Annotated in this window: 5 protein-coding genes, 5 tRNA genes and 1 pseudogene; 9 read left to right on the plus strand and 2 right to left on the minus strand. The window is 40.2% G+C overall.

Annotated elements, in window-relative coordinates; all coding sequences use genetic code 11:
• Window positions 1–47: 47 nt before the first annotated feature.
• Window positions 48–2,819 (minus strand): hybrid sensor histidine kinase/response regulator, encoded by a 2,772-nt coding sequence (locus PVK79_RS05375; protein WP_257325446.1) that lies wholly within the window; start codon window positions 2,817–2,819, stop codon window positions 48–50.
• A 357-nt stretch (window positions 2,820–3,176) separates the two neighbouring features.
• On the opposite strand from PVK79_RS05375, the gene PVK79_RS05380 reads away from it, so the two are divergent.
• The 9 genes and pseudogenes from PVK79_RS05380 to PVK79_RS05420 all read left to right on the plus strand — a co-directional run bounded on the left by PVK79_RS05380 (window position 3,177) and on the right by PVK79_RS05420 (window position 11,632).
• Window positions 3,177–3,252, plus strand: a tRNA-Phe gene (locus PVK79_RS05380).
• Between the two features lie 72 nt (window positions 3,253–3,324).
• Window positions 3,325–3,400, plus strand: a tRNA-Thr gene (locus PVK79_RS05385).
• Between the two features lie 50 nt (window positions 3,401–3,450).
• A tRNA-Phe gene (locus PVK79_RS05390) sits at window positions 3,451–3,526 on the plus strand.
• Window positions 3,527–3,584: 58 nt separating this feature from the next.
• Window positions 3,585–3,660: transfer RNA gene (locus tag PVK79_RS05395), tRNA-Thr, on the plus strand.
• Between the two features lie 133 nt (window positions 3,661–3,793).
• A tRNA-Phe gene (locus tag PVK79_RS05400) sits at window positions 3,794–3,869 on the plus strand.
• Window positions 3,870–4,382: 513 nt separating this feature from the next.
• Window positions 4,383–5,781 (plus strand): annotated as a pseudogene (locus PVK79_RS05405) (efflux transporter outer membrane subunit).
• 2 nt (window positions 5,782–5,783) lie between these two features.
• Window positions 5,784–7,085, plus strand: coding sequence for an efflux RND transporter periplasmic adaptor subunit (locus PVK79_RS05410; RefSeq protein ID WP_257325447.1), 1,302 nt, complete (start codon window positions 5,784–5,786; stop codon window positions 7,083–7,085).
• Window positions 7,082–10,165: an efflux RND transporter permease subunit gene (locus tag PVK79_RS05415; RefSeq protein ID WP_257325448.1), complete on the plus strand. Its 3,084-nt coding sequence runs from the start codon at window positions 7,082–7,084 to the stop codon at window positions 10,163–10,165. Before PVK79_RS05410 ends, PVK79_RS05415 begins: the two co-directional genes overlap by 4 nt.
• 114 nt (window positions 10,166–10,279) lie before the next feature.
• Window positions 10,280–11,632: a magnesium transporter gene (locus tag PVK79_RS05420; protein WP_182732439.1), complete on the plus strand. Its 1,353-nt coding sequence runs from the start codon at window positions 10,280–10,282 to the stop codon at window positions 11,630–11,632.
• Window positions 11,633–11,989: 357 nt separating this feature from the next.
• Here the strand turns inward: PVK79_RS05420 and PVK79_RS05425 are convergent, their stop codons facing one another.
• Complete coding sequence (locus PVK79_RS05425; protein ID WP_257325449.1) at window positions 11,990–14,428, minus strand: ABC transporter permease; 2,439 nt, start codon at window positions 14,426–14,428, stop codon at window positions 11,990–11,992.

Here is a 14,428-nt window from a genome sequence, read left to right on the forward strand (position 1 = left end):
TTCACATGCGAATAAAAAGGGCAATAAGCCCTTTTTTACTGCTTGAATTAAATCAGATTATCTTGCTCTTGGGCATTACTAACTTGTTCTTTTAAAAACTGCGCAACACGGGAGTACTCAATCTCTAAATTGTCACGCAGTTCAATTAGTTGATCACTGGTTAAGTCTTGTTCTTTACAGTTATCTTCAAAGTCAGCAGCTAGCTCAGCTACTTTTTCTGCGCCAATTGTTTTTGATATAGATTTAAGTTGGTGGCAAGCTGCAATTATTATTTCTTTATCACTGGTCATTACCCCTGTGTTAATGTCTTTAGCTAACGTATGGCTTTGCTCTAAGTACATTTTAAAGAATCGTAACTGCTTTGCTTCATCATTGTTTATGTATTTAGCGAGCATTTCAAAGTTAATTGGTGCTGACGGCTTATTAGGAGAAGCCGTAATCGGTCCTTGCTTGCTTTCACTCCAACTATTAAGAGTTGCCTCTAGCGTATTTAATTCAACTGGTTTAGTAATGAAATCGTTAATACCAGCATTTAAACAGCGTTCTTTTTCACCCTTTAAGGCATTTGCTGTTATTGCAATAACATAAGGCTGAGCGTTGATGTCTTCAAGTTGTGCAGCTTCGTCGCGAATTTTTTCAACCATGTCGTAACCTGACATTTTAGGCATATGTAAATCAGTTAAAATTAACGGGTAACGGCCGCTTTGCCACATTTTTAAACCTTGCTCGCCGTTATCAGCAACTTCAACGCCAAACCCAAGTAAATGTAGTTGATCGGTAAGTACTTGTTGATTCAAAACATTGTCTTCAACAAGTAGCACGAGTTTGTTTTCTTCACGTGCTTGTTCAATATTTAAATAATTATTAAGGGTTTTAACAGGTTTAACTTGTTTTGGTGTATGCAGCCCCGCAGCAACCAATAACGACATCATAAAGTTTGACTTACACAATGGCGACGCATTGAGATAGAAGATGTTTTTATGATTTATTGCGGCTTCATCTAATTTACTAAGTACGATCACCTGTTGGTTATTATCTTCAAGGGTGTACAGTAAACGGCGTAATAAGTAATTAATGCTATCCATTGAATCGATCCCATCAAGCACCCAGATAACGCCAAGGTTATCTTGAGATTGTTCAATTTCTTGCACCGTTTGCGCCGTAATTGTGTTTGCCCCCATAAATGATAAATAACGAGAAAGCGTTTGTTTTCTGCTTTGATGCTCAGTGATGAGTATTACAGAATGATCTTTCAACGCACCTTTATGGGCATACTTTATGGTGTTTTCAGTACTAAATGGCAATTCCACCACAAAGTCACTACCAATACCTATATCGCTGGTAACACTAATGGACCCTAACATTAACTCGGTTAAACTTTTACAAATAGATAAACCTAGGCCTGTGCCACCGTACTCACGGGTAATTGATCCTTCAGCTTGAATAAATGGATTGAATATTTCACGCAGTTGAGCTTGGCTCATACCTTTACCATTGTCGCTGACGCTAAAACGCAGAGTAAAATGGTCAGCAGTATTTTGTGCCACTTCTACAGCAATGCGTACCTGACCTAGACGATTTTCATCGGTGCTAGTAAATTTAATTGCATTACTACATAAGTTATAAAGTACTTGGCGAACGCGAACAGTATCACCAATTAAATTAACTGGTATATCAGGTGCTATAGCTAGCTCTAAATCAAGCTGACGTTTTTTTGCAACCGATGATAATACTCTGGCAACTTCCTCAATAGTATCCGAGACCGAAAAAGGAGTTGGGTCGATATTTAGTTTACCCGCTTCAATTTTCGAAAAATCTAAAATATCATCCAGAATCCCCAATAGTGAAAAGGCTGATTCACGAATAATTGTACTTAGGCGATGCTGAGCGCCATTGAGATCTGTTTGTCTTAGTAAATCAATGGTGCCAATAACGCCATTCATTGGGGTGCGTATTTCATGGCTCATAGTTGCTAAAAACGTGGTTTTGGCTTCGCTAGCTTGCTCAGCTCTATGGCTCGCTTTTTCAAGCGCTAAAGTGCGGTTTTGCACTTCAGTTTCCAGACTGCTTTGCAGTTTTTGCAAATCTTTTTGGGCTACGTCATTACTATTGATAGCATCTTGTACTTGCTGTAATAGTTGATTGATATTTTTAGCTACAACGCCAAGGCCGATATCTAATTGTTCGTCGATATGTGTATTGTAACTGCCAGATTTAGTGATGCTCTCTAATTCATGTGCAAGAGTGTCACTACTTTTGCGGATCCGCGTATTAAGATAAACGTTAAAAAACAGCGCTAGTAAAAATAAACTTACTCCAGCAACTCCTGCAATAGCCAATGCAAGCACGATGGAATAATTTGGCAGTAGAGGGGGGGCAGTGATTTTTTGTTTAATGATTAATTCACCAACGGGTTGATCATTTAAATTTAATTGATGATGGATAATACCTTGCTCAGCTAAATGTTGATCAAGTTTTAGCGGTGCAATTGCTGGTTTATTACTGGCAAAAACCAATTGTGTTTGAGCAGTAGGTGTATATCTATATAAGTAGTAATCAAATTGATTATTTAGCGAAGCGCTTAAATTTAGTAGTTGAGTGGCATTATCTTGTCCTGTTCGAGTCAATGCATTAACCAAAGGTGTGTCTAATTGCTCAGCTAACGTTATTAAGCTTAGTGAACTTGGTGGTGCTTTTGAGTCTTCAGTGTTACTAGGGTAAAAAGAATAAGCAACCACAGCGAGTGCTGTTACGGCTAAGTTTATTAGTATAAAAAGAGGTAACAGCCCTTTTACAGGAGAAGAAAATTTACTCTGCATTTATTATCCAACTTAATCTATTATCAACCGCAATCTAAACAGTCGCTTGTGTACTGGAAATCAATCCTACCATTTACCAGAAATAATTCACTACGTTTTTAGTGCTGTTGTTTACAAGGAGCCTAAATTAATAGACAGTTACGTTAAACTACAAACAGCTGTTGTAATAAACAGCGTTTTTTACGTTTATTAAACAGTTTGTTGAAAAACCGTGCAAACAGTTATAAAGAATAAAAAAAAAGTTGACTTGAAAGGGCAAAACCAGTTTAATACGCCGCACACGCAGATAGCTCAGTCAGTAGAGCTAAGCGGAAAGTGTATAAAAACACTTTATAATTTTTTATTAAAACTGAAATTGCCCAGATAGCTCAGTCGGTAGAGCAGAGGATTGAAAATCCTCGTGTCGGTGGTTCGATTCCGCCTCTGGGCACCATTATTTAAGTAGTGGTGTTTAAATCAAATGATTAAAACATTATTACGCGTGCCTTAGCACACAGTTTAGTGTGCCGACTTAGCTCAGCTGGTAGAGCAACTGACTTGTAATCAGTAGGTCAACCGTTCGACTCGGTTAGTCGGCACCATTTATTTAGATTAAGTGTTTAATTTAACAACTAATCTGCACAGTTAATGTGCCTCGATAGCTCAGTTGGTAGAGCAGAGGATTGAAAATCCTCGTGTCCCTGGTTCGATTCCGGGTCGAGGCACCATTTATTAAAAGTTATCAATCTTTAAAATTGAAACGTGCCTTAGCACACAGTTTAGTGTGCCGACTTAGCTCAGCTGGTAGAGCAACTGACTTGTAATCAGTAGGTCAACCGTTCGACTCGGTTAGTCGGCACCATTTATTTAGATAATTTGAAAGAGCAACTGACTTGTAATCAGTAATTCGTTCAGGTTATCAGTTCGACTCGGTTAGTCGGACCATTTATTTAGATTAAGTGTTTAATTTAACAATTAATTTGCACAGTTTATGTGCCTCGATAGCTCAGTTGGTAGAGCAGAGGATTGAAAATCCTCGTGTCCCTGGTTCGATTCCGGGTCGAGGCACCATTTATATCAAAGCCCTGCATTTGCAGGGCTTTTTTGTATCTGAAATAAACTAAGCTAGCAGTTTACGAAGAAAAACAGCGTCAATTCTGACTCTTGTACAATACCATTCTTTAATTTGTAATCTTTAATCTCAAAAACTCGCGCCTTTTATAAATAACGTGCAAACTAGCGCTCTTATAATTTATACCAATCGACTTAAATATTTAACTATTCTAGCGAGCTAAACAAAGCGCTAACTGTGTTATAAATTTTTCATGCAGAACAACTAGATGTCAAAATTTATGCCTTGTTATCAAATGGTCAGTAACTTAAAACGATTGGTATTAAGGCAAGCTTGACTTTCTAAACGTAAACACCGGCTTGCATTTCCCACTAGTAAATATAAATTGGCAAACTCAACCCTCAAAAACGACTCTTTATTGTGATATTTGTAATGTTATGTAAAGTCAGTTGAGCTATCTGTGAACTGGTGCTTGAATTACACTCATAAATATAAGTAATTCAGGTTTTTATATGATTTGGCAACTTAAGCCGAGTTTAGTGGTAGTCAGTGCCTTGCTGCTCAGTGCATGCAGCAATCAGCTAAATCCAACTGAACGAGTGCAACATACAGCAAATGCTCCTGAGCAATGGCAACAAGCAAAGGCGTCAGCATTTAAGGTTGAAGATAATTGGCTTCAACAATTAGAAAACCCACAGGTATTTGCATTGGTTGAACAAGCATTAGCAAGTAACCAAGAGATTTTACAATCTGGGTATGATGTTGCAATTAAACAGCAGCAATTAATTGCGTCGGGCGCGGCTCTTTGGCCGAGTTTAGATTTATCTGCGCGAACTAATCGCAGTAAAAACAATCGTCCAGTTAGTTATAGCAATGTCAGTTCAGCAAATTTAACACTTAATTATGAAGTTGATTTATGGGGCAAGCTTTCTGATGCGCAGCGCCAGGCAAACCTTGATTTTCTAGCGCAGCAGGCAAATTTTCAACAAGCAAAACAACGCTTAGTAGGTGATGTGGTCAGTGGTTGGTTTAATGTAATAACGGCGCAAAAATTATTGGCGCTGTACCAGCAACGAGAAAAAAACGCAGAGCAGAACCTAGCAATTATTGAGTCGGGTTATCGTCAAGGTATAAATGATGCCTTAGATGTTTATTTAACGCGTAATGAGTTAAACAATGAGCGTTCACGTATTGCTGGTCAAAAAGCCACTCTCAGTCAAGCAATTCGCGCTTTAGAGCGTTTAACTGGCGACTACCCGCGCGGTGCTTTAAGTGTTGAGGCTCTTACCTCTATTAAATAAATCTATCCCTTTAGGTTTACCGTCAGAGCTTATCACACGTAAACCAAGTTTAATGGCGAGCTGGTATCAATTATTAAGTACTGATGCTAATTTAGCTTATGCTCACAAGCAGCGTTTTCCAAGTTTAAATCTGAGCGCTACGTTAGGTGACAGTGCTGATCGTGTCAGTGATTTATTTTCACCATCAAACTTAGCATGGTCATTAGTGGGTAGTATTTCTTCGCCACTTTTTGATGCTGGTAGGCTAAGTGCTGATGAAGAAGCTGCCCGTTTAGCTGTGTTACGTCAGGAGCAAGTATATTTAGCCAGTTTATATGATGCATTTAATGAGGTGGAAACAGCTATTTCGCAAGAGCAATCTTTGCAAATTCGCTACTTAGCTACACTTAAGGCACAAGAAAATGCCATTGCAGCAGAGCAACTTTCTTTTGAGCAATATCAAAGTGGCTTAGTAACTTACACTACGGTACTCGATGCGCAAGATAGGTCCTTTGACGCACAAAGCTCTGTCATTGAAATTAAGAACCAATTAATTATTAACCGAATTAATCTCCATATTGCCCTTGGTGGCGATTTTTCACAGCCAACCAACGAGTCAACTGAGCAATAATTATGAATATTAAACAAACCAAAATTATTATCCCTGCGGCTATAATCGCAGCTACTGCCTTGTTAGTAATGTTTATTAGCTCAAACCCACCAGAAGCAAAGCGTTTTGGCTCACCACCTAAAGCGCAAATAAGTGTGGCGGTGCAAACTTTACAGCTACAGCCGTATCAAGTGATGGTTGACAGTTTTGGTACTGTAAAGCCGCGCACTCAAAGTATCTTGGTCGCTCAAGCTTCAGGACAGATCATCGCCAGCAGTGAGCAATTTAGAGAGGGGGGCTTTTTTGATAAAGGCGATGTACTCTTACAGCTTGATGACAGAGATCACCGCGCTGAAGTGAAAGAAGCGCAAGCTAATTTACTCACTGCGCAGCAAGGCTTTCAAGAAGAACAAGCACGTAGTCGTCAGGCTATTATCGATTGGCAGCGTTTAGGTAATGGTGAGCAGGCAAGTAATTTAGTACTGCGAGAACCGCAACTAGCCGCAGCTCAAGCGCAAGTACTTTCAGCACAAGCAAAACTTGAAAAAGCGAATTTAAACTTAGAGCGCACAAAGATAACAGCCCCTTATGCAGGGCGAGTATTAAGTCGCAGTGTGGATCTTGGTCAAGTGGTGAGTAACAATACACAATTGGCAACTATTTACGCCATAGATAGTGTTGAAATACGGTTGCCAATTAAAAACAAAGACTTACCTTTTATTGATTTGCCAGAGCAATTTCGAGATGGTATGAAAAATGCCAATGGCTCAACTGTCGAATTTAGCTCTGACCTAGTTGGTATGCAAAAGTGGCAAGGACAAGTTGCCAGAACTGAAGGGGCCATCGATGAAAATGCTCAGCAGCTTTATGTTGTTGCCCAAATCAATGATCCTTACAAAGCAACTGCTCAAAACCAATACCCGATTAAGATTGGTCAATATATTAAAGCGCAGATCAGTGGCAAATTAGTCGCTGATGTCTTGGTTATTCCAAACAGTGCTATTTACCAAGGTACTTATGTATATATTGTTGATCAAGGTGTATTACAGCGTAAAAATATCCGCTTAGCGTGGCAAAATGCCACGCAAGCAATTATTGCCGATGGTTTGAACATGGGTGATAAGTTAGTGCTTACACCACTTGGTCAAGTTAGTTCAGGTACTGCTGTTAAAGTTATTGGTGAAGCTGATAAAGAGGGCAGTCAGCCTACTGGCAAAAGACCGTCACGTGAACAGTTAGCAGCGATGGCTAAAAAACAAGGGATCACTGTTGAAGAGCTGATGCAAAAGCGTAAAGCTGCTCGCTCGCAAGGAGATAAGCCATGATAGCTTGGTTTACTAAAAACCATGTTGCAGCTAATTTATTGCTGATCAGCATTGTTTTTGCGGGTTTATTTAGCCTTACCACGCAAATTCCTTTAGAAGTTTTCCCGTCTTTTGAAACCGATCGTATTAGCGTCAGTGTTTCCTTGCGAGGCTCAACTCCTGAAGATGTAGAGCAAGGGGTGACCATTCGCATTGAAGAGGCAGTACAAGATTTAGAAGGCATCAAACAAATATCGAGTCGCTCATCTGAGGGGTCAGCGTCAGTGAGTATTGAGGTCGACAGCGGTTACGATCCTCGAGAGTTATTGGCCGATATAAAAAGCCGAGTCGATGCAATTAATACCTTCCCAGCAGATGCTGAAAAGCCAGTTGTTGCCTTAGCTGAGCGTAAACGTGAGGTTATTGCGGTTACCGTTGCCAGTGACTACGGTGAAAAAGAAACCCGTGAATATGCAGAGCAAGTGCGCGACCAATTACTGCGCTTACCCAGTGTTACTCAAGTTGAACTCAGTGGTGTGCGTGATTACGAATTAGCAATTGAAGTAAGCCAAGATACATTGCGTCAATACAGTTTGAGCTTAAGTGATATTTCACGGGCGATATCAAACTCAAGTACTGATATTTCAGCGGGGAATTTAAAAACCCAAGGGGGAGATGTACTTATTCGCTCTAAAGGGCAAGCATATCGCAAAGACGAGTTTGCTCGCATTGCAGTTAAAAATCAAAGAGATGGTACTATTATTCGTCTAGGTGATATTGCTACTATCCGCGATGACTTTGAAGAAACCCCAGTGCGGACTCGGTTTAATGGTAAGCAAGCGGCCTTTATCGATGTATATCGTATTGGTCCACAAAGTGCCATAACAGTAGCCGATGAAGTAAAAGAATATATTGAAGGCCAGCAAAATAAATTACCACAAGGGTTTGATTTAAGTTACTGGGATGATGATTCAGAGCTGGTTAAAAGTCGTATTGCCACACTCACCACCAATGCTTTACAAGGTGGTATTTTGGTACTGGCGTTATTGACGCTATTTTTACGTCCCGCCATCGCTTTTTGGGTATTCATTGGTATTCCAGTATCATTTATGGGCGCATTTTTAGCCATGCCATTGTTTGGGGTAACGCTAAATATTATGAGCTTGTTTGGCTTCATCTTAGTGCTAGGGATTGTGGTTGATGATGCAATCGTTACCGGTGAGAACGTTTATACCCATTTAAAAACCGCTGAATCTGGCGAGCAGGCAGCTATTCGTGGCACCCAAGAAGTTGCTACCCCTGTGACTTTTGGTGTTTTAACCACGGTTGCGGCATTTTTACCGTTAGCATTTATAGAAGGTAGTCGTGGTGCTCTGTTTGCACAGATCCCTGTAGTTGTGATCCCGGTATTATTATTCTCACTGATTGAATCTAAATTTGTATTACCTGCGCACCTAAAATATATAAAGTTACGCCATCAAAAAGGCGAACCTTCTAAGTTTGATAAATTTCAACAGCGTTTTGCTGATGGTTTTGAGCATGCAATTTTAAAGTATTATCAACCGTTATTAAACTTGGCCTTACGCCATAAGCTAGCTACGGTAAGCTTGTTTGTGGGGATCTTTTTAATTATTTTAACTATGGTTACCAGTGGGTGGACTAAGTTTATTTTCTTCCCTCGTATTCCGAGCGAAACGGTGCGTGTTAGCTTAACATTACCGACAGGTACTCCATTTGAAGTGACTAATAAATACGTGATTGATATGTCGGATAAAGCACGTCAATTACAAGATAAGTACCGTGATGAAAATACAGGCGAAAGTGTTATTTTAAACATTTTAGCCACCACGGGTGGTCGTGGTGGTGCATCAAACTCAGGGAGTGTACGCTTTGAAATCACCCCTGCTGAAAAACGTGACTCTAATATAGGCTCGCGGGAGCTTGCCAGTGAATGGCGCGATTTAATAGGTGTGATCCCTGGCGCTGAAAGCTTAACTTTTAGGGCTGAAATAGGTCGCAGTTCAGATCCAATTGATGTCCAGCTTACAGCAACCTCGCTATCAACCTTGCAAGAAGTGGCTGAGCAGGTCAAAGCGCGTTTGGCGACTTACCCAACAGTATTTGATATTGCTGATAGCATGTCTGATGGTAAAGAAGAGCTGCAAATTGAGCTAACAGAGCAAGGCTTAGCACTGGGTTTAAATCGGGTTGATGTATCACAGCAAGTACGTAACTCGTTTTTTGGTGCTCAAGCACAGCGTATTCAACGTGGTCGTGATGACGTCAGAGTTATGGTGCGTTTACCTCTTGATGAACGTCGCTCGGTGGCTGACTTAAAAGATATCCTTATTAACACCCCAACCGGTGGCAAAGTACCGTTATCACATGTAGCTAAACTAGTGCCTGGGCAAAGTCCTTCAACGATTAATCGTATCGACCGCTATCGGACTCTGAATGTTACGGCAGATATCGAAAAAGAAAACACCAATATGACAGTGCTGCAAGCCGATTTAAAAATTTACCTTGATGAGTTGGTGCAGCAATATCCTGGCGTTAGTCACTCTCTTGAAGGTGAGGCGAAAGAACAACGTGAATCGTTCGGCTCGCTTGCTTGGGCGTTGGTATTTGTATTTTTCATTATCTATGCGTTATTAGCTATTCCGTTTAAATCTTACTTACAGCCGCTGATCGTCATGAGTGTGATCCCGTTTGGTATGATAGGTGCCGTGGTAGGACACTGGATTATGGGAATGGAATTAACCATTATGAGCCTACTTGGGATGTTGGCCCTGATCGGTGTTGTGGTTAATGACTCGCTAGTATTAGTTGATTTTATAAATAAAAAACGCAGTGAAGGCGGCGAATTACTGGAAGCGGTAAAACTGGCTGGCGCGTCACGTTTTCGCCCTGTAATGTTAACCAGTTTAACCACCTTTATAGGCTTAATGCCGTTGCTGTTTGAAAAAGCCACTCAAGCGCAATTTTTAATCCCAATGGCTGTAAGTTTAGGCTTTGGGATTATTTTTGCGACCTTTATTACCTTGTTGCTAGTACCAGTTAATTACTTGCTGATGGAGCGAGCACAAAGCTGGTTTAAGTAAATAATAAATACCCGCAGCTTTTTGAGCTGTGGGTATTGTTACGAAAATTTCTCAAACTATTTTTTCAAGCTGAGGTAAACTAAACACAAAGTAGTTAAATTCAAAGGCTTCAACATGATTGAATACCCGATTGATCAACTCCCACAGCTTATTGATGAGCTTTTACAATGTGATACCACAGAGCGTAAAAATAAGCTGTTAGCTGACGCCAAAGAAATACTTTCGACAGAACATTTATCGTTATTATTTGAAGCCTTACCAAAAGATCAGCGTATAGATATTTGGCAGTTATTAGATGAAGACACCCAGCATGAAATATTCATTAATTTAGGCGCCGATAGCTGTCGTTGGTTATTACAAACACTCGATGAAGATGACGGTTTTAAATTACTTGATGAAGTAAGCGTTGCTGAGTTACTTGAACTTGAAGAAGTGATCCCTGAGCGCTTTGTTGAATACGCTCGCCGTCAACTTGATGAAGTACAAACCAAGCAATATGAATTAGCGCAGCAGTATCTGCCAGAGCAACTTGGTCACTGGCTTGATTTTGATTCACTTAAGGTTTCAGACAAACTAACGGTCGGTGGCGCACGAAAAATCCTGCAAAAAGGCTTACCGCAATATACCGAGGTTATTTATTTAGTGAGCCGCAAAGGCACGCTAATTGGTGAGGTATCGGTTAACACGTTATTTAAAGCTAAGGACTCAGACACCTTATTAAGTTTTGCTGATCACGATATAACTTCACTGCATGCCGACGATGATTTATACGAAGCAGCTGAAGTGGTGATCCACAGTGAAAAAATGGCAATGCCCGTTGTCAATGTCGATAATAAGTTACTGGGGCGATTAAAAGTTACCTCAGCTTACGAATTACGACAAGAGGTCACCGATGAAGCAGCGGCAAAAGCGGGTGGTTTACGTGAAGACGAAGATCTATTTGCCAGCGTACGAAAAAGTGCGAAGAACCGTGGTATTTGGTTAGGCATTAATTTAGCAACCGCATTTTTAGCATCCTGGTTTATTGGCTTATTTGGCGCAACCATTGAGCAAGTGGTTGCATTGGCAGTATTAATGCCGGTAGTTGCGTCAATGGGCGGTATAGCAGGGAGCCAAACGTTAACCGTAATCGTGCGCGGTTTAGCGCTTGGTCAGGTGACTGACTCAAACCGTAAGGCGCTACTTAAAAAAGAGCTTAGGGTAGGTGCCGTAAATGGCTGTGTGTGGGCTATGGTAATTGGTGTGCTCACCTATTTTTGGTTTAGTGATGTAATGCTCAGTATTACCATTACAGTGGCTATTTTGCTTAATTTAATTGCAGCCTCTTTGTCTGGCGTGGTGATCCCTTCTATTTTAGATAAAATGAAAATCGATCCCGCACTGTCAGGTTCAGTAATCTTGACAACAGTGACCGATATCGTTGGTTTTGTCACTTTCTTAGGGTTAGGTAGTTTATTACTACTTTAGTAATAACTTAAAATTTTAGAAAAGGCGCCAAATAAAAACGTATGAATAAAGTCAAATAAGTTTAAACATTACCTTTTCTGTGGTAAGGGTCAAAATGTAAAGATAGATAATTTGCTCGGTGAAGATATAGTGGTGACCCTAGCTGTTAGGAGCTAATTTAAATAATTAAAAGTGAGTAGCTAGATTAAGCTTAGATATTGTTAGCAATGTTGATGCTAATAACAATCTAGGAGAAGAAAGTGAGCACTATTTGATACAATGTATTCATAATGGTGTTGCTGAATTTTAACTTTGCTCTGGTTGTCATTATATGATTTAAATAGCCACTAGGCTGAAGCTAGTGGCTATTAGATGAGGTTAGTTATCGCCTCGTAGTGAATAAATAACACGGTTTCTTATTAGTGGATTGCTTGCATATATTGCGGAAAGTATAGAGATGGCAACAATGATTAAAAGTGATATTAAGATGCTAGTAATATCCAGTTCAACCAGAAAAAGGCTACTGGTGCTTAAATAATGGTAGATTCCTATAAGACTTACTAATGATATAGCACTCCCTAAAAGTAAAGGTACTAAGGCATCTTTTAGCAATAGAGAAATGATGTGATTTGGTGCAGCTCCAATTGCCATACGAACTCCTAACTCAAATTTACGCAAGGTGACACTGTAGCTAAACATACCATACAAGCCGATAGCAGCCAGTGAAATAGAAAGTATGCCTAATGAAGCAGAGATCCAAGCAAAGACTTTATCTAAAGAGAGCTTCTGACCGTGGATCTCATCCATGTTGTAAGTATCATATAAATAAATTTGTGAATGTACTTTTTCTGCAAGTTGATTAAATTCAACCGGGCTTATTGTGACATTAGGCTTATATTTCACCATAAAGCTAGCAGCCGAAATACTGGGAATGTAAAACCTAGGGCTATTTTCTTGTTCAGGAACCTGTATATCCTCTACAATACCGACGATGATATATGGATCTTTTTGACGCGGAAGATAGACTGGACGGTTAAGCACATCACCGCTGGGGTCGATTTGTTTGGCCATGGTTCGATTGATGATAGCCACCTTATTTCGATTTGCTACGTCTTCTGCTGTGACGTTTCTGCCTTGCTGGATTGGTAAGCCAATCAATGGCACATATTGTTCGTCAATCAATGCGACACCTGGGCTAATTCTATCCCCACCTCCTTGTTCTGTGGTAACAGCAATAGTCCATTCCATATTCTTGGTGCGCGCCATCGGTGCATTTGAACCTATGCTCACGGCAGCAACTGACGGATGGTTAGCGATACTGGTTTTTAGATCTTGAACTAAACTCATCCACTGTTCCCGAGTTTCTAAGTTTACGCCACCTAATTCTAACGCGACATAGGCCACTTGTTCTGAATCAAAGCCGAGTGGTTTTTGAATGTTGTCTAAAGCTTTGCTTAACACGTAAGCGTTACAAGTTACCAGCAGTGCACTCAATGTCACCTGAGTTGTCATTAAAGTAGTACGTAATAATTTAGATATCTGTAAACCACTGCCTTTACCACTGGTTTGTATAGCACCTGCTAAAGCTTTATATTTGACTTGTTGAGTTGTAATTGTTGCGAATGCCAGTGCGAGTAACCAAGCCACCGAGAAAGAGAATGCAACAGTTACGAGGTTAAGCTGAAGCTCAGCAACCCGAGGAATATGGTCTTGTGCAAAATTAGCAAGCAAATTATTAGCAATGGCGGCGACCATTATGGAAAAAACTGCAGCAGTAGTCATGACGATGCTAATTTCAGCAAGGACAGCAGAGAATATATGCCATTTATTTGCACCAAGCGCTGCTTTTATACAGAATTTACGGTGATTGTTAGCAGCTCTAGCTAGTACTAAGTTGGTAACATTTACAGCGGCAATTAATAACAAAATAACCATGCCCGCTAGCATAAGTAAAGTCTGTGATTGTGTATCGCCGAGGATAACCGTCTCAAACTTTTTTAAGCTGACTTCAATTTGGCGTGACTCAAAGTAAGCAACACCAGTATTTTCAGCGTGGAATTTTTCATTTATGGCGTTACTAAGTAGTAAATCGGCTTGTTTTGATGGTTGGTCGGTTTTTAGTTTCGCGACCATAAATATGTCAATAAAAAACAGCCCCCAGTCGTGATAATCTTTTTCTGTTTCTGGGACGAAGTCCCAAGGCATCCATGCTTGAGTTTTGTTATCGATAGACATCAACTGCGGTTCAACGAAATGTTTACTGGTTACGCCGATTATAGAAAACTTGGTATCTTGAATTTCTAGTGTTTTGCCAATAACATCACGGTTACCAGCATAATGGCCTTGCCAAAAATCATAACTGATCACAGCGACTGGATTATGAGAGTCTATTTTTTCAGACTCTTGGAAACCTCTACCTAACTCATACTCAGCTGCTAAAAGTTGCATAAACTCAGGCCCTGTATAGGCGGCTTTTAGCTTACTTTTACTGGGATCATTTTGCAGAATTTCCTCTCCATACTTGATAAAAGTATATTGCTCAAACAAGTCAGCTGATTTTGCCATTTCTCTGAGCCCAGGGTAGTTCTGTGCATTGGCAAACTTTAGTTTACCATCATCTGTATGGCGCCAGTTACTGATAACCAAACGAGACTGATCCGGATATGGAAGTGGCTCAAAGTTTAGCAAGTAGTTTAAGTTAAATATTGAAGATAGCGCGCCCAGCGTCAACCCCAAGGTCAGCACAATGGTTATCAAATAACCAGGCGCAAGCATCAAGTTTTTAGCTGCATTGCGTAAATTTTTATTGAACAACAT

The organism is Pseudoalteromonas rhizosphaerae, assembly GCF_028885455.1.
GTDB lineage: Bacteria > Pseudomonadota > Gammaproteobacteria > Enterobacterales > Alteromonadaceae > Pseudoalteromonas > Pseudoalteromonas rhizosphaerae.